Origin of the sequence: Haloactinopolyspora alba, assembly GCF_003014555.1 — a bacterium.
Taxonomy (GTDB): Bacteria; Actinomycetota; Actinomycetes; order Jiangellales; family Jiangellaceae; genus Haloactinopolyspora; species Haloactinopolyspora alba.
Map to the genome: position 1 here is coordinate 1 of NZ_PYGE01000017.1, position 21220 is coordinate 21220.

At 70.3% G+C, this 21220-nt stretch carries 22 protein-coding genes; 9 read left to right on the forward strand and 13 right to left on the reverse strand.

Features of this window, described 5'->3' with window-relative positions:
* Window positions 1-156 precede the first annotated feature (156 nt).
* Genes CLV30_RS19370 through CLV30_RS19385 form a run of 4 tightly spaced genes read right to left on the reverse strand, consistent with a single transcriptional unit; the run spans window position 157 to window position 2787 of the window.
* Entirely contained in the window at window positions 157-912 is a 756-nt protein-coding gene (locus tag CLV30_RS19370) for an endonuclease/exonuclease/phosphatase family protein (RefSeq protein WP_129711137.1), read from the reverse strand.
* Between the two features lies 1 nt (window position 913).
* The gene (locus CLV30_RS19375; protein WP_106538892.1) at window positions 914-1849 is read right to left on the reverse strand and encodes an ROK family glucokinase; all 936 of its coding nucleotides are present in this window, start codon (window positions 1847-1849) and stop codon (window positions 914-916) included.
* Window positions 1846-2331 (reverse strand): SRPBCC family protein, encoded by a 486-nt coding sequence (locus CLV30_RS19380; RefSeq protein ID WP_106538893.1) that lies wholly within the window; start codon window positions 2329-2331, stop codon window positions 1846-1848. The genes CLV30_RS19375 and CLV30_RS19380 overlap by 4 nt, the downstream gene beginning before the upstream one ends.
* Window positions 2332-2385: 54 nt before the next feature.
* On the reverse strand, window positions 2386-2787 hold the full coding sequence (locus tag CLV30_RS19385) for a polyketide cyclase / dehydrase and lipid transport (protein ID WP_106538894.1): 402 nt from the start codon (window positions 2785-2787) through the stop codon (window positions 2386-2388).
* Window positions 2788-2932: 145 nt separating this feature from the next.
* Here CLV30_RS19385 and CLV30_RS19390 point away from each other — a divergent pair, with 145 nt between their 5' ends.
* The 3 genes from CLV30_RS19390 to CLV30_RS26625 all read left to right on the forward strand — a co-directional run bounded on the left by CLV30_RS19390 (window position 2933) and on the right by CLV30_RS26625 (window position 5422).
* Window positions 2933-4459, forward strand: coding sequence for a GAF domain-containing sensor histidine kinase (locus CLV30_RS19390; protein ID WP_106538895.1), 1527 nt, complete (start codon window positions 2933-2935; stop codon window positions 4457-4459).
* Between the two features lie 20 nt (window positions 4460-4479).
* Window positions 4480-5109 carry a response regulator gene (locus CLV30_RS19395; RefSeq protein ID WP_106538985.1) on the forward strand — a complete coding sequence of 210 codons (630 nt, stop codon included), beginning with the start codon at window positions 4480-4482 and terminating at the stop codon, window positions 5107-5109.
* 172 nt (window positions 5110-5281) lie between these two features.
* The gene (locus tag CLV30_RS26625) at window positions 5282-5422 is read left to right on the forward strand and encodes a hypothetical protein (protein WP_165358778.1); all 141 of its coding nucleotides are present in this window, start codon (window positions 5282-5284) and stop codon (window positions 5420-5422) included.
* Window positions 5423-5526: 104 nt separating this feature from the next.
* Here CLV30_RS26625 and CLV30_RS19400 read toward each other — a convergent pair whose 3' ends face one another.
* The 3 genes from CLV30_RS19400 to CLV30_RS19410 form a co-directional block, all read right to left on the reverse strand.
* The gene (locus CLV30_RS19400; protein WP_129711136.1) at window positions 5527-6504 is read right to left on the reverse strand and encodes a C40 family peptidase; all 978 of its coding nucleotides are present in this window, start codon (window positions 6502-6504) and stop codon (window positions 5527-5529) included.
* Between the two features lie 129 nt (window positions 6505-6633).
* Complete coding sequence (locus CLV30_RS19405) at window positions 6634-6885, reverse strand: hypothetical protein (protein WP_106538897.1); 252 nt, start codon at window positions 6883-6885, stop codon at window positions 6634-6636.
* Window positions 6886-7039: 154 nt separating this feature from the next.
* On the reverse strand, window positions 7040-8329 hold the full coding sequence (locus CLV30_RS19410) for an NYN domain-containing protein (protein WP_205741137.1): 1290 nt from the start codon (window positions 8327-8329) through the stop codon (window positions 7040-7042).
* A gap of 279 nt (window positions 8330-8608) precedes the next feature.
* Between CLV30_RS19410 and CLV30_RS19415 the strand changes: the two genes are divergently transcribed.
* Window positions 8609-10384, forward strand: a complete 1776-nt coding sequence (locus CLV30_RS19415; RefSeq protein WP_106538899.1) for a DEDD exonuclease domain-containing protein — start codon at window positions 8609-8611, stop codon at window positions 10382-10384.
* 91 nt (window positions 10385-10475) lie between these two features.
* A complete protein-coding gene (locus CLV30_RS19420; protein ID WP_106538900.1) occupies window positions 10476-10757 on the forward strand; it encodes an Lrp/AsnC family transcriptional regulator in 282 nt (93 codons plus the stop codon).
* 369 nt (window positions 10758-11126) lie between these two features.
* On the opposite strand, the gene trpD is transcribed toward CLV30_RS19420, so the two are convergent.
* Entirely contained in the window at window positions 11127-12164 is a 1038-nt protein-coding gene (trpD, locus tag CLV30_RS19425) for an anthranilate phosphoribosyltransferase (protein ID WP_106538901.1), read from the reverse strand.
* On the reverse strand, window positions 12161-12580 hold the full coding sequence (locus CLV30_RS19430; protein ID WP_106538902.1) for a response regulator transcription factor: 420 nt from the start codon (window positions 12578-12580) through the stop codon (window positions 12161-12163). Before CLV30_RS19430 ends, trpD begins: the two co-directional genes overlap by 4 nt.
* 283 nt (window positions 12581-12863) lie before the next feature.
* On the opposite strand from CLV30_RS19430, the gene ctaE reads away from it, so the two are divergent.
* The 4 genes from ctaE to qcrB all read left to right on the forward strand — a co-directional run bounded on the left by ctaE (window position 12864) and on the right by qcrB (window position 17239).
* Window positions 12864-13508 (forward strand): aa3-type cytochrome oxidase subunit III, encoded by a 645-nt coding sequence (gene ctaE, locus CLV30_RS19435; RefSeq protein ID WP_106538903.1) that lies wholly within the window; start codon window positions 12864-12866, stop codon window positions 13506-13508.
* A gap of 11 nt (window positions 13509-13519) precedes the next feature.
* Window positions 13520-14365 carry a cytochrome bc1 complex diheme cytochrome c subunit gene (gene qcrC / locus CLV30_RS19440; RefSeq protein ID WP_240723406.1) on the forward strand — a complete coding sequence of 282 codons (846 nt, stop codon included), beginning with the start codon at window positions 13520-13522 and terminating at the stop codon, window positions 14363-14365.
* Window positions 14362-15459 carry a cytochrome bc1 complex Rieske iron-sulfur subunit gene (gene qcrA / locus CLV30_RS19445; protein WP_205741135.1) on the forward strand — a complete coding sequence of 366 codons (1098 nt, stop codon included), beginning with the start codon at window positions 14362-14364 and terminating at the stop codon, window positions 15457-15459. The genes qcrC and qcrA overlap by 4 nt, the downstream gene beginning before the upstream one ends.
* 130 nt (window positions 15460-15589) lie before the next feature.
* A complete protein-coding gene (gene qcrB, locus CLV30_RS19450; RefSeq protein WP_106538904.1) occupies window positions 15590-17239 on the forward strand; it encodes a cytochrome bc1 complex cytochrome b subunit in 1650 nt (549 codons plus the stop codon).
* Between the two features lie 114 nt (window positions 17240-17353).
* Here the strand turns inward: qcrB and CLV30_RS19455 are convergent, their stop codons facing one another.
* From CLV30_RS19455 to ctaD, 4 genes are all read right to left on the reverse strand, one after another.
* On the reverse strand, window positions 17354-17890 hold the full coding sequence (locus CLV30_RS19455; RefSeq protein ID WP_106538905.1) for an SRPBCC family protein: 537 nt from the start codon (window positions 17888-17890) through the stop codon (window positions 17354-17356).
* 9 nt (window positions 17891-17899) lie between these two features.
* Window positions 17900-18997 carry a DUF4192 domain-containing protein gene (locus tag CLV30_RS19460; protein WP_106538906.1) on the reverse strand — a complete coding sequence of 366 codons (1098 nt, stop codon included), beginning with the start codon at window positions 18995-18997 and terminating at the stop codon, window positions 17900-17902.
* A gap of 107 nt (window positions 18998-19104) precedes the next feature.
* Window positions 19105-19485 carry a cytochrome c oxidase subunit 4 gene (locus CLV30_RS19465; protein WP_205741134.1) on the reverse strand — a complete coding sequence of 127 codons (381 nt, stop codon included), beginning with the start codon at window positions 19483-19485 and terminating at the stop codon, window positions 19105-19107.
* A gap of 11 nt (window positions 19486-19496) precedes the next feature.
* Complete coding sequence (ctaD, locus tag CLV30_RS19470) at window positions 19497-21137, reverse strand: aa3-type cytochrome oxidase subunit I (RefSeq protein WP_106538988.1); 1641 nt, start codon at window positions 21135-21137, stop codon at window positions 19497-19499.
* Window positions 21138-21220 lie beyond the last annotated feature (83 nt).

Below are 21220 nucleotides of genomic sequence, written 5' to 3' on the forward strand. Positions count from 1 at the left end.
AGCGCGAAGAACCCCTCACGCACCTCATACGGCAACGCCCTCGGCAATCACAACACCCTCTCCACTAGGCGTTGCTTACACCGATAGATTCCACCCCTGGTGACGCGTGCACACGCCTGGTGACGTACGGATGCCGGTGACCGACGCGGCCCTGGTTCACACCACCAGGTCGGCGACGACGGGACGGTGATCGCTGGCGGACCGCGTGTCCGGGGAGTCGATCACGCGGCACGACTCGACCCGGATCCCGCCGCGCACGAACACCCCGTCCAGCCGTCGCTCGGGCCGCGACGCGGGATGGGTCGCGGCCGCATCCGAAGCCGCCCCGCCGGCGGCGGTCCCGTCGGCGGCAGCCCCGGCGGCGGCAGCCCCATGCGCAACGGCACCGTCCGCAACTGCGGCGTCCGCGTACTGCGACGCGAGCCGGGTCCAGGTCGGCGCGTCCGGCGTCTCGTTGACCGTCCCCGCCAGCACCGCCGAAGGCACGCCCATCCGGTTCACCAGGCCGGTGACCTCGGTCAGATGGCGGGCGCGTTCGGCGGCGTCCAGTCCGAGGTGCATCGACGCCGCGCCGAACGCCTGCCCGTCCACTGCCAGCCGCGCGAGAACCGCCCCGCGTGATCCGAGTCCGGGCGTACGGCGCAGCCGGTGCTCCTGCACGTCGCGGACATCCACCCGGATCGACGTCAGCAGCACCGTTCCGCCGGTGGTGCCGCCGCCACCGGCGTACAGCAGCTCCGCGTTCCGCGCCAGCGCCGCACAACGCCCGCGCCACAACAGCACGGTCGGCATCCGCTGCAGACAGACCACGTCCGCCTCCAACTCCCGGAGCACCCTGGCCACGCCGGCGCCGTCGCGCAGGCCGCGCACGTTGTACGAGACCACGCGCAGCGAGGTCGAGCGTTCGGTCACGTCACTTCCGCGCCAGATCGGCGGCACCGCTGATGCCGGCGTCGTTGCCGAGAGTCGCCAGCCGGATCTCCGGCTCGGGCCGGTGCCCGCGCCCGGTGATCTGCTTGCGCAGCGTCTCTTCGGCCGGTCCGAGCAGCAGGTCACCCGCGGCCGACACGCCGCCGCCCAGGACGAAGACGGCAGGGTCGAACAGCGCGGTGAACGATCCCATCGCCTCGCCGAGCCAGCGGGCGAGCTGGGTCATCAGCACCGTCGCGAGCTCGTCGCCGTCGGCGGCGGCCGCGGTGACCATCGGGCCGGTGATGCGCTCGGAGTCGCCGCCGGCGAGCGAGAGCAGCCGCTCGGCCGACGGCAGGCTCGCGGCGGTGCGGGCCTCGCGGACCAGTGCCGTTCCGCTGGCATAGGCCTCGAGGCAGCCGCGCAGCCCACAGCCGCACAGGTGACCGTCCGGAACCATCCGGATGTGCCCCATCTCGGCCGCGACGCCGTGCGCACCGCGGTAGACCTCACCGCCCAGGACGACGCCGCCGCCGACGCCGGTGCCGATCGTCAGCAGGATCATGTCGTCGACGTCCTCGGCTGCGCCGAACCGGAACTCGCCCCACGCCGCGGAGTTGGCGTCGTTCTCGACGACGGTGGGCAACCCGGTCGCGTCGGCCACCCGCTGGCGCACCGGCACGTCACGCCAGGCCAGGTTGGGCGCGAACATCACCGTCGAGCGGGCGGAGTCGACGAAGCCGGCCGACCCTACGCCGACGGCGTCGATCTGTTGGCCCTCCGCCAGCTCACGCGTCACTGCGATGATGCTCTCGACGATGGCGTCCGGGTCCTGCGACGGCGTGTCGCGTCGTGCCCGCGCGCCGATGACGCCCTTCTCGTCGACCACTCCGGCGGCGATCTTCGTGCCACCGACGTCGACCCCGATGGTCAGGCTCACTGGTCAGTTCCGTCCTCTCGGTCCGTGGTCTCGACCCGTTTCTTCAGTTCCTTCAGCGCGGTGTCGATGATCACCTTCTCGGCCTTGCGCTTCATCAGACCCAGCATCGGGACGGCGACGTCCACGGTGAGCTGGTACGTGACCTCCGTGGACCCGTCATCGGCGGCCACCAGCGTGTACGAGCCCTCCAGCTCCTTGATCATCCCACCTTCGACCAGGCTCCACCGGACCTGCCGGTCGCCGTCCCAGACGTATGAAAGCGTGTACGTGTCCTTGATCGGGCCGGCGTCCAGAACGAACCTGGCCTGCGCCGGTCGCCCGGCGGCGGTGCCGGTGGCAGTGTCTGGTGGATGCACCGACTGCACCTCGACCTCGCGGACCGAGGCGGTCCATTCCGGATAGGCCTCGAGGTCGGCGATGACATCCATGATCGGCGCCGGCGGTGCGGCGATGACGATGCTCGACGTGGTCTGCGCAGCCATGACAGAAGTTTCCCATCTGCCGACTCGCGGCCGGTTGTCGGCGTCCAGCGCAGACTACGCCACCGGTGACCGGGCATGGCACGGCGGCGTGCCCGGCGGACGGCCCCGCTCGGCCTCGTCCTTGAGCCGGTGGATCCGAGCCTTGTAGCCGAGGGCGTACCGGCGGGCGAGGCGACGGGTGCGACGCGTGCCGGTTCCGGGTGGCGGCTCGGCACGGAGGAACCAGTGCACGACGACACCGTCTCGCCACGCCTGCAGCCAGATCTCCGCCGTGCCGGTCAGCGCGCCGCCCACGATCCAGCGCACCCCCTCGTCGCCGCGGTGCTCGCTCACCGCCAGGCGCAGGTCGGGCCACCACGTCCGCCGGACATCGGCGCGCGCGAAGTACATGGCCAGGTCCTGTGGGCGCGCCACGATGAACGACTCGTCACGCAGGTCGATCGAGGGGACGGTCACGGCCCAGAGCCTATGTCGCGTCCGGCCACGCGTCTCGCAATCCGGTCACCGGCGGCACTTCGGAACTCGTCCAGCGGCGATTTACGGCACACTGCCCCCTGTGAGTGTGTGGGCCCCGGATTCCGTCCAGCGACACTGGCATGGCGTGGCCGTCGCGCGGCCCGGCATGCTCGCTCTCGTCATCGCGCTGACGGGGTCGGCCCGCAGTGTCGTCACCGACTGGTGGTGGCTGGGGGCACTGGCTCTGGTCGCACTGGCGGCAGCGGTCTCCGAGCGCATCCTGCCCCGGACCCGCATCCGTGTCGGCGCCGAGATGGCACTGGCGTCGATCATCGTCGGCCTGGGCCTGCCCGAGGCATATCTGGCGCTGCCGTACCTGCTGGTTCCCGCGTTCGCCGCGGGGCTGGCCGGAAGCATCGCGGGCACCGCCGTCACCACCTTCACCGGTGCCGTCGGGCTCGCCATCGGCAACGTCCTGGCCGGCGGCGATCTGTTCGAGCTGACGGCGTTCGGCAGCGTGGCAGTGTGGGTCGTCATCATCTTCGCCACCGGAGCCATCGGCGCGTGGGTGTTGCGGCTGGACAGCATCCAGGTCGCCGACGGTGGACGTTACGCCGCCGCCTACCGGCTGCTGTCCGAGCTGCGGGTGGTGTCGCGGCGGCTGTCCGTCGGTCTCGACCCGGGCACGCTCGCCGAGGGTCTGCTCGACCAGATCGCCGGGCCGTTGTCGGTACGGCGGGCCGCACTGCTGGTGCGGCGCGAGGGGGGCAACCTGTTCCCGCTCGCCCATCGCGGTGAGGACGACGGCTGGCTGCTCGGCGCCGAGCGCGACCCGGTGCTGCTCGACGCGTGGAGCAGTGAGGCGCCCGCCTGGACCCCGATGGGACGCCGCGGGTACCGCGTCGTGCTGCCGCTGCGTGTCGGGTCGCGGACCATGGGCGTCGTCGTCGCCGACGCGCCCGAGCAGGTGAGCCCGGAGGAGCTGCAGGCGGTGGTCAGTTCCACCGACGAGGGCGCTCTCCGGCTCGAGACCGCATTGCTGTTCGACGAGGTTCGCGAGCTGGCCACCCGCGAGGAGCGGCGCCGGCTGGCGCGGGAGATCCACGACGGGATCGCCCAGGAGCTGACCTCGCTGGGGTACCTCGTCGACGACCTGATCGCACGCACCACCGACGTCGACGCCAAGTCGCTGTCGACCACGCTGCGCCAGGAGCTGACCCGCATCCTGTCCAACCTGCGCCACTCGATCTTCGACCTGCGCAGTGACCTCGACCATGACGCCGGTCTGGGTACGTCGCTTTCGGCGTACGCGCGCCAGGTCGGCAGCCAGGCCGGGCTGAAGGTGCATCTGGTGCACCAGGAGGAGCACGACCGGCTGCGTCCGGAGATCGAGGCCGAGCTGCTGCGGATCGGGCAGGAGGCCATCACCAACGTCCGCAAGCACGCCAAGGCACACAACCTCTGGGTCACGATCTCCGTCAGCCCGCCGTACGCACAGATCCGTGTGGTCGATGACGGAACGGGCATGCGGGACCAACCACGCGGACGGTACGGTCTTGAGATCATGTCCGAGCGTGCACGGCGCGTCGGTGCGACACTCGTCATCGAAGACCGACCCGAGAGCGGTACCGTCGTCGACGTATCCCTCGGGAACCATGATGGAGAGGGGTAGAGACCGTGCCGAAGACGGTCATGCTCGTGGATGATCACGAGCTCATCCGCCAAGGCCTACGTCGCGCGTTCGAGCGCGACGTCGACTTCACCGTCGTCGGCGAGGCGTCCACGGTCGCCGAAGCACACCGGCTGGCCGACGCGACGCAGCCGACGGTCGCGGTCATCGACATCAGGCTGCCCGACGGCAGCGGCCTCGAGCTGGCGAAGGCGCTGCGCACCGCACGCCCGGACGTTGGTCTCGTGATCCTCACCATGTACGTCGGCGACGACCACCTCTTCGGTGCACTCGACGCCGGCGCCTCCGCGTTCGTCCCCAAGAGCGCGCCCAGTGACGAGGTCGTCTCGGCTGCCCGGCACGCCGCCGCCACCCCGTCGTCGTTCGTCGCCGCCGACCTCGCCGAGGCGATGCAGCGACGGATGCACCCCACCGGGCCCCAGCTGACCCGGCGCGAGCGCGAGGTCCTCGACCTGCTGGCCGACGGGCTCGGCGTGTCGAACATCGCTCGCAAGCTCTACATCAGCGAGTCGACGACGAAGACGCACGTCTCCAAGCTCTACGACAAGCTCGGCGCGTCCAACCGCGCCCAGGCCATCATGGCTGCCGTGCGCGCAGGTCTGCTGGACGACGGAGACGCCGCAGCCGAGTGAACGGTACCGGTGACCCTCAGTGATCAGGGGTCACCCGTGGTGACGCGACTCAACCGTTCAGGCGATACGTAAGTAACCGGTCACGCGATCGACGGAAAAGTGATCTGACCTCACGCTGGAAGGTAGCTGGTGCTGACCGTCGGCACCCGTACGGCCTTGGGGTGAGGCGATCATGCGCGACGCACTACGGCAGCGAGGTTCAGTACGCCTCGAGTACACATTGGTCCGGCTGGCCGCGGTCGCGGTGCTGCTTGCCGGCATGTGGTTCATCAGCTGGCAGCTCGGGCACATCGTCGGCGCTCCGAGCGGGTGACGAACGCGCGGAGCCGGTGCGCGGCCCGCGACCGCCGGGGGCGAGAAAACGGCGCCCGGCGGATGGTCGGTCAGTTACTCGGATCCGTTGCTCGGATCCGTTGCTCAGCCGGGCCTGGTGGCGCCGGCGAACGGCATCGTGTCGATCGGGTCGACACTCACCACGTCTCCGGGATGGGTCGCGTGGACCATCTGCCCGTCGCCGAGGTATATGCCGACATGGCTGATCGGGCTGTAGAAGAAGACCAGATCACCGGGTTCGAGTTGGCTCTTGGACACCCGGCTACCCGAATTGATCTGTGAACCCGAGGAGCGTGGCAGGCTCACACCCGCCTCAGCCCACGCCGCCGACGTCAGACCCGAGCAATCCCAGCAGTCCGGTCCGTTCCCGCCCCAGCAGTAGGCGTCTCCGAGCTGGCTCATCGCGAAGTCGACGACGATCTGCCCCTTCTCCGACGACGGCACGTCGGGCAACGTCTCTTCGTCGTCCTCGCCGTCGTCGTCCCGGCTGGGCTGCTCGGCTTCCTCTTCGCGCTCGCGCTCGCGTTGCTCCTCGAGCCTGCGCCGTTCTTCGGCCTCGAGTTCGCTCAGGAGGTCTTCCGCCTCGCCGAGCAGCCGTTCGGCGGCCTGCTTCTCGGTCTCGAGCTCTGCCTCGATGGCTCGCTGCCGAGCGAGCTCTTCGTCGGCGACCATGCGCGCCTGCTCGAGCCCGCGACGCACCTCCGCCGCCTCGGCAAGCTGCTCGGTCTGCTGAGTGGCGTAGGCGTCGACGACGGAAGCCTGCGCCAGGAACTCCGCCGGGCTCTCGGCCAGGAAGGTCCGTAACGTCGGGTCGAACCCGCCGGCGCGGTAGCTCGCGGCGGCGAACCCAGCCATCTGCGCCTGTACGTCCTCGACGGCGGCCTGCTGCCGGGAGACGGCGGTACGCGCACGCTCGATGCGGCGCTGGACCTCCTGCAGCTCCTCGGTCGCCGCGTGATACCGCTCGGTGGCCTGCTCGGCCCGGTGATACAGGCTGTCGACGCGGTCCTGGACCTCGGAGATGGTGGGTTCCGGCTCCGCGTACCCGGACGGGGCGAGCATCACCCCACCGGACGTGGCAAGCGCCGCGATGCACAGGGCTGTCAGCGCGCGACGAGGACGAGAAGACCGACCACGATGCTCAGGCACTCTGGTCCTTCCATAGGCGGGTCAGGCACCTGGGCCGGGAGCTTAACCAGCGCGACGTGTGCGCCGCAAATCTCCCGGCGGAGTTTCGCCGGATTTTTCCGCCGCCGTCGGTGCGCCCTCGTCATCGCGGACCACCAGCCGCAGCGGCGGCACCAGGCCGGCGTCGGCGAGAACGCCGATGGCCTGCTCCTCATCGCCACCGAGGCCCGGCCCGTCGGATCCGAGCAGCACGGACACGAAGCAGTCCGAACAGGCCAGCCCACGCATCTCGCAGCGATCGCAGTCGATGTGCATCGTCAGACCTCCAGCGTCTCGCGTCGTACGACGGGCTGCTGCCCCGTCCTTTCCGAAGACGCTAGGACCCGCCACCGACAGAGTCGCCGCCGTCCGCCGCTCACCGTCCGCCGCTCACCGTCCGCCGCTCACCGTCCGCCGCTCACTGTCCGAGTCACCGCGCGAGCAGCCCGGCCAGCGCCGCCGCGTCGACCGGGCGGACGCCGGGCCGGCGCACCCCTTCGGCGACCTCGCGATCGGACGAGACGACCACGACCGCCCGCCCCTCCGGCTCGGCGTCGACCATGCTGCGGATGAGTTCGTCGGCGCTGTGTCCTTCCGGGCTGAACCGCACGCGCACCCGTTGCGCAGCCGCCACCGGGGGCGGTACCGCGACGTCCGCGCCGTCGAACACGCAGGTCACTTCGGCGCTCGTGCGCGCAGACAGCGCCGCCAGACCCTGCACCAGACGCGTGCGCTGCGCGTCCAGCGGCATCGTGGGCCACGCGGTCTTGGTGACGTTGTACCCGTCGACGATCATGTGCGCCCGCGGCAGCGAAAGCAGTTCGTCGAGGTAGGCGGGCTCGTCGGTGGCGCGCGCCCGAGTGGGGGTCCCGGGCTCCTCACGGGCCGGCTCGACCGCGTCGACCGTGTCGGCCGGGCGCAGTGACGAGGGCGGCAGCGCCAGTTCGCGCCGGAGGCCGCCTGCGGCCTCGTTCAACGTGTCGATCAGCAACGCCAGCCGCGCCGTCCCGAGGCTGCGCTCGGCACGGGTGTCGCGCCGGGCGTTCTCCAGGGCCGTCTCCAGCTCACCGACCCGGGCACGCAGCTTGCGCACCTCCGCCTCGGCGGAGCGCTGCGCCGCCTGCGCGTCCGCCAGCCGGCGGGATGCGTCCGCGTGCTCGTCGCGCTCGTTGCTCGCCTGTTCGAGACGCTGCCGGGTCTCTTGCAGCCGCCGCCGCAACGTCGTGTTCTCCGACTTGAGGCGGTCCACCTCCGCCTTCATCGTCGCCCTGGTCTCGCGCGCCGACGCGCGAGCGGCCTCCAGCTGCTCACGGACGCGCTCGACCGCTGCCGCCTCGCGGACCCGGCGTTCCTCCTCCACACCGTCGCGCACCGATTCCGTCGCCGACTCGACGAGTGACTCCCAGCCCTCCGGACGCAGCAGATACGCCATGACGGCCACGTCGACAGGATCGGCCGCCGCCGGAGGCTCACCGGCTTCGACGGCTCGGAACAGCGCGGGATCCGCGTCGGCGGCCGCGTCGAGCACACGGCGGCGGAAACCGGGGTCGGACTCCAAGGCCGCCGCGATGGCGTTGCCGCCCAGCCGGGCCCGCTTGGCGGCGGCGAACTTGGCCACCGGCCGCAGCGACGCGGGCACCTCCGCCGGCGCGATCCCGCCGAGGACGTCGGCCGCCTGCGCCACGACCCGGGTCCGGACGGCGTCCGGCAGTGCGATCACGCCCGGCCCGGACCCGCGGAGACGTGACCGCCTCGGCCCCGTGGGCGACGGGCGGTCCCGGACGGCTGTGCAACGGCCACGTCTTCCACGTATTCCTCCTCCGGCACCACGATCGGTTCGCGGTCGTCCCGCTCACAGTAACTCTGCAGTGGGCGCCTCCGTCCGCCGTACAGGCGACGGCACCGCCGCGATGCCGCCCCCGAAGTTCGACGCGTCGGCGGGTCGCGGCCGGAGTCTGTCGGTACCGGTCTCTACCGTTCCGGGCAGAGACATCGACACATGAGGCACCGACGTCGAGGGAGAGTGAGCCCGTTGACCGCGGCGGCCGTACAGGGCACCATCGACGAGCTCGGCATGCCGCTGGTGTCCACCACCTTCGTCGTCGTCGACCTCGAAACGACCGGCGGAGCGCCCGACTCCGCCGAGATCACCGAGATCGGCGCGGTGAAGGTCCGTGGCGGCGAGGTCGTCGGCGAGTTCCGCACGCTGGTACGCCCGTCCGGCGGCATCCCGCCGTTCATCTCGGTGCTCACCGGCATCACCGACGCCATGGTGGCCGACGCGCCGCCCGTCACCGCGGCGCTGCCGTCCCTCCTCGAGTTCGCACACGGCAGCGTGATCGTCGCCCACAACGCGCCGTTCGACGTCGGGTTCCTGCGCGCGGCGTGCACCGCCTGCGGCATGGCGTGGCCGTCGTTCCAGGTGCTCGACACCGCCCGGCTCGCCCGCCGGGTGGTGGCGCGCGACGAGGCGCGCGACTGCAAGCTCTCCACCCTCGCGCGGCTGTTCCGTTCCGGCACCACGCCGAACCACCGTGCCCTCGACGACGCCCGGGCCACCGTCGACGTGCTGCACGGCCTGCTCGAGCGCCTCGGCAACGTCGGTGTCCACACGGTCGAGGAGCTGAGCCTGTGGCAGAGCACCGTCACCCCCGCCCAGCGCGACAAGCGCCGCCTGGCCGAGACCGTGCCGAACGCGCCGGGCGTCTACATGTTCACCGCCGACGACGGCGACGTGCTGTACGTCGGCAAGAGCAAGGACATGCGCACGCGGGTCCGTACCTACTTCACCGCGTCCGAGACCCGTGCCCGCATGACCGAGATGGTCTCGATCGCCACCGCCGTCACCGGCATCACCTGCGCGACACCGCTGGAGGCGGAGATCCGCGAACTGCGGCTCATCGCCGAGCGCAAACCGCGGTACAACCGCCGGTCCCGGTTCCCCGAGCGCGGCAGCTGGATCAAACTCACCGTCGAGCCGTTCCCCAGGCTTTCACTGGTCCGGCAGGTCCGCGAGGACGGCGCCGCCTACCTCGGCCCGTTCGGTTCACGCAGGCTCGCCGAGACGGCCATGGCAGCGGTCCACGAGGCCGTGCCCATCCGGCAGTGCACCCAGCGCCTCTCCCCCAAGCGCCACGGCTCCGCCTGTGTGCTGGCCGACCTCGGCAAGTGCGGAGCGCCCTGCGTGGGCGGCGAGTCCACCGAGGCCTACGCCGAGCACGTCGAGATCGTCCGACGCGCGTTCACGGCCGACCCCGGCACCCTGGTCGACGGGCTGCTCGCCCGCATCGACGCGCTGGCGCGGCACGAACGCTACGAAGAGGCCGCCTTGCGTCGCGACCGGCTGGCCACGTTCGTCCGGTCCGCGGCCCGGGTCCAGCGCATGGCCGCGCTCGCCGCGGTGAGCCAGCTCGTGGCCGCGCGCCGCCGGGACGAGGGCGGATGGGAGCTGCACGTGGTGCGGTACGGGCGCCTGGCCGGCGCCGAGTGCTCACCGCCGCGCGCCGATCCACGTCCGTACGTCGACGCGCTCGTCGCCACCGCCGAGACCGTCGAGCCGGCGCCGCAGCCGCTGCCCGCCGCCACCGCCGAGGAAGCCGAGTCGCTGCTGCGCTGGCTCGAGACGCCCGGGACCCGCCTGGTCCGAGTGGACGGGTCGTGGACGCTCCCCCGGCCCGCGGCGGCGTCCTACCTCGCTCGTGTCGATGTCGGCGAAGCCGACCACGCCGCGGCCCGCCCGTTCGACGACCGGCGTTCGTTCCGGCCGTGGCGGTGACCGCCCATGACCGTGGCGGTGACCGCCGTCGCCGCGGCGCCCGGTACTCTCGGCATCGAGCCGGTCCGCAGTCAGACGAGGAGTCACCGCAGTGATCACCGCCATCGTTTTCGTCCAGGCCGACGTGGCGCGTATCCCGGAGGTCGCCGAGCAGATTGCCGCGCTCGACGGCGTCAGCGAGGTGTACTCGGTCACCGGCGAGATCGACCTGGTCGCGCTGGTCCGCGTGCGCACACACGAGGCCATCGCCGAGGTCGTCGCCGACCGCCTCAACAAGGTCGACGGGGTCCTCAACACCGAGACGCACATCGCGTTCCGCACGTTCTCGACCCACGACCTCGAGGCCGCGTTCGCGCTCGGCGCCGAAGACTGACGGCGTTCGGATCGCCAACCGCGGCGCGAGAGACCCCGGACCACCGGTTTGCGACCAGCCGGGCGACGTACTTCTGGAAGTCGGCCTTGTGATCACGGACGATCTCGGCCATCCGCGGTCACGTCCCGGCCAGCTCACCGAGCGTGTCGATGATCGCGCAGCCGCGGAAGCCCGCGTCGGACGCCCTGATCATCTTTCGCGGAGTGATCAGGTGACGGAGGGGCCTCCAGGGGTGCGTCGGAGTCACCTGATCGCGTCTCACGATGTGACTGGGGAACGATCAGGTGACTCGGGGGCCGGAAACGGCGGCGATGTGCAACCTGATCGTTCCGGCGCCCCGCTGGGACGCGCAAGTCCAGTTCGCCGAGTTCAGCCGGCCGCGGCCACCCAGCGGGCCAGCACGTCCGCGGCGGCGCCGGAGTCGACGGCCCGCTCGACCCGTGCGTAGGCGCCGCGCAGCCGTTCGGTCAGCTCGACGTCACCGGCCTCCTCGTAAGCCGCCACCCCTGCGGCGGCGTTGAGCAGCACGGTGTCGCGCACCGGGCCAGGCTCGCCGGCCAGGAACCGCCGGGCGACGTCGGCGTTGTAGGCCGCGTCGCCGCCGCGCAGCGCCTCGGGCTGTGCGGGCGCGACCCCGAGGGCACTCGGGTCGAACCGTTCCTCGGTGACGTCGCCGGCGTGCACGACCCAGACGCGGGACGTGGTCGTCGTGGTCAGTTCGTCAAGTCCGTCGTCGCCACGGAACACCAGCGCCGACACGCCACGCCCGGCGAGCACACCGGCGACGATGCCGGCCATCCGGGCATCCGCCACGCCCACGGCCTGCCCGCTGGGCCGCGCCGGGTTCGCCAGCGGCCCCAGGAAGTTGAACGTCGTCGGCACGCCCAGCTCGCGCCGTGGCGCTCCGGCATACCGCAGCGACGGGTGGAACGCCGGCGCGAAACAGAAGGTGATGCCGACCTCGTCCGCGATCTCCGCGACCCGAACCGGCGGCAGGTCCAGCCGGATGCCGAGCTCCTCGAGCAGGTCGGCCGCCCCGCACGCCGACGACGCGGCGCGGTTGCCGTGCTTGACGACCCGGGCGCCGGCCCCCGCTGCGGCGACCGCGGCCATGGTGGAGATGTTCACGGTGTGTGCGCGGTCACCGCCGGTGCCGACGATGTCCAGGGCTGGTCCGCGCCCGGTGTACTCGGTGGCGTGCGCGTACATCGCCCGGACCAGGCCGTCGACCTCGTCGACCGTCTCGCCCTTGGCACGCAGCGCCACGGCGAAGCCGGCGATCTGGGCGCTGGTCGCCTCGCCGCTCATGATCTCGCCCATGGCCCACGCCGTCGCGTCGGTGGGCAGGTCGGTCCGCTCGAGCAGCGAGCTCAGGACCGACGCCCAGGTGTGCGGCTGGTCGTTCATGACGCCGCGGCCGCGCCGGCCGCACGCCGGCGCATCAGGTCGGCGACGGCGGAGGCGACGGCGGCCGGGTCCAGCGGATGCGACACCGCCGCCTCGGCACGCGACCAGGTCGCCAGCCAGGCGTCGTCGGGGCGTCCGATGAGCACCAGTACCGGTGGCGCCTGGTAGATCTCCTCTTTCACCGACCGGGCGATGCCCATGCCGCCTGCCGGCACGGCCTCGCCGTCGAGGACGACGACGTCGATGCCGCCGGCGTCGAGGGCCTTCGTTACCGCGGCGTGCGTCGCCACCTCGACGAACTCGACCCGGGGCAGGCCCGCCGCGGGCCGGCGCCCGACGGCGAGGCGGACCTTCTCGCGGGTCGCCCGGTCGTCGCTGTAGACGAGGATCGTCATCGTCGGCTCGGTGCTGCTCATCCTGCGGTCCTCGCTGGAAATCGTCGGATCGGAAGAGACGGTCTCGCACGATCGTACCGGGCGGGGCGCCGGGACCGGTCGGTGGCGCGGGCCATCCGGACGCAGAGCACGGCGACGAGGGAACGTCAGCGGCGGCTCGCGCGTTGTCCCAGCGGAGCGGCCTGCTCGGAGCACGCGAACGAGGGAAGCCTACCCTTACGTAGACTCTCGACATATTGTAGACGGACACGCCCACGACACCGAAACCGGGGGCGGGTCGTCCTCGCGCAGAGCGGACGACATAATGGCGGACGTGGCTTCCACAACTGCCGTCGACGCTGCCCACACGCGGCCACCCGAACGACCGAATCTGGTCTCGGTCGGGGTGATCGTGTGGCTGTCCAGTGAGCTGATGTTCTTCGCGGCGCTGTTCGCGATCTACTTCACCCTGCGCTCCAATGCCCCCGGGGTGTGGGACGAACAGTCAGAGCTGCTGAACGTGCCGTTCTCGCTCGTCAACACCACGGTGCTGGTGCTGTCGTCGGTCACGTGCCAGCTCGGGGTTCTGCGCGCCGAACGCGGCCAGGTCGGCCGTCTCGGCGGGCTCGCCCAGGTGGGCAAGTGGGGCATGCGCGAGTGGTTCGTGCTGACCTTCGTCATGGGCGCCTTCTTCATCGGCGGCCAGGTCTTCGAGTACGCCGAACTCGTCACGCACGGGCTGACCCTCTCCAGCGACCCCTACGGCTCCATCTTCTACCTGGCGACCGGCTTCCACGGGCTGCACGTGACGCTCGGGCTCGTCGCCTTCCTGCTGGTGCTGGGTCGCACGTACATGACCCGGCGGTTCACCCACGAACAGGTCACCAGCTCGATCGTCGTGTCCTATTACTGGCACTTCGTCGACGTCGTGTGGATCGCCCTGTTCCTCACCATCTACGTGGTCAAGTGACGAGGAGTGACGTGTTCAGTACGCCAACCGGCCGCTCCGGGCGAACCCGGCGCAGGACGCTGTCGACCTGGCGCCGACACCCACTGGCCGCCGTCTTCGTCCTGATCGCCATGCTGTTCACGACCGGCGGCGCGTACGCGGCGCTGGCGCCGAAGTCCGAGGATCTGCAAGCCGCGTCGTCGACGAAGATCCAAGAGGGCAAGGAACTGTTCGCCATCGGCTGCGCCTCGTGCCACGGCCTCGGCGGCGAAGGACAGGTCAGAGAGGACGGCACCGTCATCGGCCCGTCGCTGATCGGTGTCGGCGCGGCCGCGGTCGACTTCCAGGTCGGCACCGGCCGGATGCCCATGGCCGCACCCGGAGCACAGGCCCAGCGCAAGCCGGTCGCCTACACCGACGCGCAGATCGAGGCGCTGGCGGCCTACGTCGCCTCCCTCGCCCCCGGGCCCGAGCTGCCCGAAGAGCAGTACCTCGACGTGTCCGAGGGCAACGTCGCCCGTGGCGGGCAGCTGTTCCGCACCAACTGCGCTCAGTGCCACAACACCACCGGCCAGGGCGGCGCCCTGAGTATGGGCAAGTTCGCACCCTCGTTGACCGGTGTCGAGCCGAAGCACATGTACGAAGCGATGGTCACCGGGCCGCAAGCCATGCCGGTGTTCAGCGACGAGACCCTCACGCCCGAGGACAAGCAGGACATCATCTCGTTCCTGAAATCCGTCGAAGAGGAGCCCAACCCCGGTGGCCTGGGCATCGGCCGCGTCGGCCCTGTCGCCGAAGGGCTGTGGGCCTGGCTCATCGGCATCGGCCTGCTCATCGGCACCGCCACCTGGGTCGTCACGAGGTCGTCTAAATCATGAGCGCGAAGGACGAGGACATGAACGGCCACAGCGACTCCACGGCGCCGGCGCACCGCGAATCCGACACGCCCGAGACGAGCCCGGCCGAACCGGTCGCCGACCCCGGCCTGCACCACGAGCCCGACCGGCTCACCGACGTCGACCCGCGTGCCGAGCGTCGCGCCGAGCGACAGGTCGCCGGGATGTTCTCGCTCGCGTCGGTGCTGATCGTCGCGTCCATCGTCGCCTACGTCGTCTTCGGCATCTCCCCCGACGACCCGGAGCAGCCGGTCTCCGTCGGCGACGTCCAGATCTCCAACTTCGCGCTCGGCATCACGCTCGGGCTGGCGCTGGTCCTACTCGGCGCCGGTGCGGTGCAGTGGGCCCGTTCGCTGATGACCTCGCCGGAGGTCGTCCACGAGCGCCACCACCTGCGCGCCGACGACGAAACCCGCCAGGAGACGCTCGACGCGTTCGAGACCGGAGCCGACGAGACCGGCTTCGGCCGGCGCAAGCTCGTGCGCAACTCACTGCTCGGCGCGCTGGCGTTGCTGCCGTTGCCGGCCATCGTCATGCTGCGCGACCTGGGACCGTCGAACGGCGAGTCGCCGGGCGAGGTCAAGAAGCACACCATCTGGGGCGAGGGCGTCCGGGTCGTCACCGACGTCACCTACCAGCCGATCAGGGCCGCCGACCTCGAGCTCGGCCAGCTGGTCAACGCGATGCCCGAGACGTTCCAGGAGCTCGAGGAGCACGGCCCGGAGCGCATCAACTCTCGCGCGAAGTCGCCGGTGATGGTGATCCGGATGGCTCCGGACGAGTTCGAGATTCCCGCGGGCCGCGAGAACTGGCACGTCGACGGGATCCTCGCCTACTCCAAGATCTGCACCCACGTCGGCTGCCCCATCAGCCTGTACGAGCGGACCACGCACCACATGCTGTGCCCGTGTCACCAGTCGACGTTCGACCTCGCCGACACCGGCAAGGTGATCTTCGGACCGGCGACCAGAAGCCTGCCCCAATTGCCGCTCGCGGTCGACGCCGAGGGCTACCTCATCGCCCAGAGCGACTTCCACGAACCCGTGGGCCCGAGCTACTGGGAGCGCGGCGGATGACGGCGGCACGGCTCGACCACACGCACAGCGGTGTCACCGGCACGGCTGCCCGCCGCGGTGGCCCCGCCGACCCGCGGACTGAACGTGCCCCTCGACCGCAGCGAACGACGAACGGAGCGCGGCGGACATCATGAGTACCATCGTCAACGGTGCGGGCAAGGTCGTCGACTTCGTCGACCAGCGGATCACCGCGTCGAACTGGTTGAAGCGGAACCTTCGCAAGGTCTTCCCCGACCACTGGTCGTTCCTGCTGGGCGAGATCGCGCTGTTCAGCTTCATCATCATCGTCCTGTCGGGCGTCTTCCTCACCTTCTGGTTCAAGCCTTCGATGGCGCACATCGTGTACGAGGGCGGGTACGCGCCGATGCGCGGGCAGGGCATGTCCGAGGCCTACGCCTCGACGCTCGAGCTGTCGTTCGAGGTCCGCGGCGGGCTGCTGATGCGGCAGGTGCACCACTGGGGTGCGCTGATCTTCCTGGCCGCGATGTCGGCGCACATGCTGCGGGTGTTCTTCACCGGCGCGTTCCGGAAGCCGCGCGAGATGAACTGGCTGGTCGGCGTCACGCTCCTGTTCCTCGGCGTGGCCGCCGGCTTCACCGGCTACTCGCTGCCGGACGACCTGCTGTCCGGCACCGGGCTGCGCATCATCGAGGGCGGCATGCTCGCCATTCCGGTCGTCGGCACCTACCTGTCGTCGTTCCTCTTCGGCGGCGAGTATCCGGGTGACGACATCGTCAGTCGGCTGTACCCACTGCACATCCTGGTGTTCCCCGGCCTGATCATCGCGATGGTCACCGCACACCTGATGATGCTCTGGTACCAGAAGCACACGCACTGGGGCGGCCCGGGCAAGTCGAACGAGAATGTCGTCGGCGCCCCGTTCTTCCCGGTGTACGTCGCGAAGGCCGGCGGCTTCCAGTTCATCGTCTTCGGCGTCATCGTGCTGCTCGCCGCGACCGTGCAGATCAACCCGGTGTGGTTCTGGGGGCCGTACGATCCCGCCGTCGTCAGCGCCGGAACCCAACCGGACTGGTATGTCGGATTCCTGGACGGTGCGCTACGCGTGATGCCGCCACTGGAGTTCGAGATCTTCGGTCATCCGCTCACGTTGAGCGTACTGATCCCGGCCATCGTCCTGCCTGGGCTGATCCTGACCCCGTTGGCGCTGTATCCATGGCTGGAGCAGAAGGCCACCGGCGACACCCGCGAGCACCACGTGCTCGACCGGCCGCGCAACCAGCCGGTCCGCACCGGTATCGGCGTCGCGTTCATCACCTTCTACGTGCAGCTGTGGATCGCCGGTGGTAACGACTTCTTCGCCACCATCCTGAACGTCCCGGTCAACTGGATCACCCGGTTCATCCAGGTCGGTCTCTTCGTCCTGACCGGACTGGCGTTCTGGGTCACCAAGCGGATCTGTCTGGGGCTGCAGCGGCGCGACCGCGACCTGGTGATGCACGGGCGGGAGACCGGCATCATCATGGTCAGCCCCGACGGTGAGTTCTCCGAGATGCACGCGCCGCTCGAGCAGGGTGACGCGTACTCGCTCACCTGGCACGAACGGCAGGCGCCGTACGAGCCGGGGCCGGCCACCGACGCCAACGGCATCCCCAACCCGAACTACCGCACCGAGCGGCGCCGCGCGCGACTGTCCCGGTTCTACTTCGGTGACGTGGTGCAGAAGCCGACGGCCGACGAGCTCGAGGCCGCGCACCACGAGGGTCATCACGCGGTCGAGTCGGGGCACGAGCACGACGAGTTGACCAGCGGACAGCAGTAACGCCGGTCGCCCCGTCCGGTGTGGTGGAGCACGCCCCGTCGTGCTGCACCACACCGGACGTTTCGTTTCCGGGCCATTCGGCCCGCCAGGGTGGTCCTTGGCCCCCTGGACCGCTCACCGACTGCGCCTGGACCACGGAGCGGGCACGTCGCGCGGCCGACGCGGCTTCCGCGGAGCACGGTCAGCGCTGTCAGGGCTGCCCAACGCGCGGTTCAGGCCGCGCTCACCGTGGCTCATGACGACGTCGTGCCCGTACCGGAACAACGGGCGCAGCAGCGGCCCGGCCGCGTTCATCCAGCCTCGCCGCGTCCGCACGCTCCATCGCACGTCGAGCCGGCTCCCGCAGTGGTCCGGCGCGAAGCCGATGACGCCGGTGCCGTCGAGGTCCCCGGTCACCGCCAAGCTGACCTGTCGTCCGACGTCCACGTCGACGAGCTCGAGTGTCAGCCGCAACCGGTACCCGATCGGACTACGCCACACGCAGCGCGCGACACTGCCGTACAACTCACCCGTCCGGTCCACCCCGATGGACTCCAGATACGGCCACCAGTCGTGCCACCGCTGTTCCGGTGCGGTCAGGAACGCCCAGGTCGTGTCGACCGGCGCGGCGATACGCCATACGGTGGCGAACTCGTAGCTGCGGGCCGGCACCTTCCGAGCCTATCCGGCGGCCTTCCTCGCGGCTGCACCGTCCGCCGGCTGTGACGTGTCCAGGCGCTCCCACACCGCGCGCGAGACCTCGCGGATGGCCTCCGGGCTGATCTGCCGGTTCAGGCTGTCGGCCAGCATCTGCGCCATCCGGTACGCGGGATCCACCCGCAGGGCACGCTCCAGCGCCACGTTGGCCAGCGCCCCCTCGCCGAACTGATAGGCGACCCAGGCGAGGAGAGTGCAGGCCGGGGCCGCCGACTCGTCCGGGCTGCGTCGAGCGAGCTCGGAGAGCATCGCCAGCCACACACCGCCGTCCTGCGCGCCTCCCCCGGTCCCTACCGGCATGGACGCCACCCGATCGCGAGCCTCGGGGTCGACGACACCGGCGCAGATCCGTCCGGCGACCTCGTCCGCCATGCCGCACGCACCCGCGCTGTACGCCGCCCACACCGCTTCCACCCACCGCGTCGTGACCGACCGGGCGCCGTCGGCTCCCTCGTCCCGTCGCACGCGCCGCAGCTCTTGTTCGCCGGCCGCCACGGCGGCCCGCATCTGCGTCAGCCGTTCGCCGGTGGGCCCGGCGACCCCCGCGGCCAGCTCGGCGCGCGAGGGCAGTACACCGCGTCCGTTGAACGTCCGCTCGGCGCCCAACCGAGCGGCGGCACCAGACATCGACCCGAGCTCGACACCGTCCGGCGGGCAGCACGAGGGCTCCCGGCACATGTACGACCATCGCCGCCCGTCACGGACCAGCGCCGCATCGTGGACCTGAACGCCGCGGTCTTCCAGACCGGCGCACAACGCGTCGATCAGGGCCCGCCGAGGCTCTGCGCGCGCACCGCCGGGAGCGTCCGTGTAGCACGCGACGACGACGCCGCAAGCCTGCTCGTACCGCACCCGCGCCACGATCTCGCTCACCCACCCGGGCTCGCCGACGTCGGGCAGGTCGATCCGCAGCACGAGGCCGAGCCGGCGCCGCTCACCGTGCAGGCAGACGATGACCAGGCTCTCCTCGGGATGAAAGCCCAGCAGGTGCGGGATGGCGGACAGTGTCTCGGACAGGTCGCCCAGCTCTACCGGGCCGGGACCGGGTTCACGTGGATTCATGCCGCTGACTCTTCCCGGCCGGCCATGCCGGTCCAAGGTCAGCGAACCAATCTGTGGACAGCCGCCGGAACGAGCGGGCGTTGTGGACAGCGTGCCCACCGCACTGATCAGTGCGCGTACTCACCCCGGTAGTACTCGAACACCCAGCCGACCACGGCCATCGCGGCGAGCGCCACGCCGATGATGAAGATGAACCAGGCGAAGACCAGCCCGAGGAACACCACCGCCGCGGCAGAGGCGCCGGCGAGCGGCCACCAGGAGTGCGGGCTGAAGAAGCCGTACTCGCCGGCCAGCTCCTCGACCTCGCCGTCGTGCCGGTCCTCCGGACGCGGTTCGATGCGCCGCGACAGGAGCATGAAGTAGAACGCGATCATCCCGCCGAGGCCGAACGTCAGCACGAGCGCCGTCGTGCCGGTCGGGTCCTCCGACATGAACCAGTAGATCGGCGTGATCACGGCGAAGAAGATCGCCACGATCACGAAGATCATGCCTTCGATCCTCACTGCTTCGGCTCCTCAGCGTCGGCCGGGCCCAGCACCTGGACCCCCGGTCCGGCATTCGCCGGTTTCAACTGGGACTGTTCGGCGGCTTCCGGGTACTTCAGATCGAACGCAGGTCGCTCGCTGCGGACCCTCGGCAGGGACGTGAAGTTGTGCCGGGGCGGCGGCGACGACGTCGCCCACTCCAGCGACGCGCCGAAGCCCCACGGGTCGTCCATGGCCACCTTCGGCGCCAGCCGTGCCTTCCACACGTTCCAGAGGAACGGCAGGGTGGACGCCGCCAGCAGGAACGAGCTGACCGTGGACACCTGGTTCAGCGCGGTGAACCCGTCCTCGGGGAAGTAGTCGGAGTACCGGCGCGGCATGCCCTCGACGCCCAGCCAGTGCTGGACCAGGAAGGTCCCGTGGAACCCGAGGAACAGCGTCCAGAAATGGATCTTCCCGAGCCGCTCGTCGAGCATCCGGCCGGTGAACTTGGGCCACCAGAAGTAGAACCCGGCGAACATCGCGAAGACGACGGTGCCGAACACCACGTAGTGGAAGTGCGCCACGACGAAGTAGCTGTCCGACGCATGGAAGTCCAGCGGCGGCGAGGCGAGGATGACACCGGTCAGGCCACCGAACAGGAACGTCACCATGAACCCGATGGCGAACAGCATCGGTGTCTCGAACGTCAGCGACCCGCGCCACATGGTGCCGATCCAGGCGAAGAACTTCAGCCCCGTGGGGACCGCGATGAGCATCGTCATCGCGGCGAAGAACGGCAACTCGACCGCGCCGGTGACGTACATGTGGTGCGCCCACACGGCCACCGACAGCCCGCCGATCGACAGCGTCGCGAGCACCAGGCCCTTGTAGCCGAACACCGGCTTGCGGCTGAACACCGGGATGACCTCGGTGATGATGCCGAAGAACGGCAACGCGATGATGTAGACCTCGGGATGACCGAAGAACCAGAACAGGTGCTGCCAAAGGACCGCACCACCGGCCGATGGGTCGAAGATGAGCGTGCCGAGGTTCCGGTCGGCGAACAGCGCGAACAGCGCCGCGGCAAGCAGCGGGAATGCGATCAGCACCAGGATGCTGGTGACCAGGATGTTCCAGGTGAAGATCGGCATCCGGAACATCGTGATGCCGGGCGCGCGCATGCACACGATGGTGGTGATGAAGTTCACCGCGCCGAAGATGGTGCCGAAACCGCTCATGGCCAGGCCGGCGACCCACAGGTCACCGCCGACGTTCGGCGCGTACACCGCCGTCGACAACGGCGTGTAGGCGAACCAGCCGAAGTCGGCCGCGCCGCCGGGTGTGACGAACCCGGCGCACACGATCAGCCCGCCCAGCGCGAACAGGTAGAAGCTGAACATGTTCAGCCGTGGGAACGCGACATCCGGTGCGCCGATCTGCAACGGGACGATCACGTTGCCGAAGCCGATGAACAGCGGCGTCGCGAACAGCAACAGCATGATCGTGCCGTGCATGGTGAACAGCTGGTTGTAGAACCCGTCGCTGACGACCTGCTCGCCCGGAGCGTAGAGCTCGGCACGGATCAGCAGCGCCAGCACACCACCGAACAGAAAGAACCCGAACGAGGTGATCAGGTACATGTACCCGATGATCTTGTGGTCGGTGGAGGACATCCACCGGACCGCGACGTTGCCCTTGCGCTTGGGGCGCGCCGTCGGGTCGGTCGCGACCGTGGCGGTGCGCTCGAGGTAGGTGG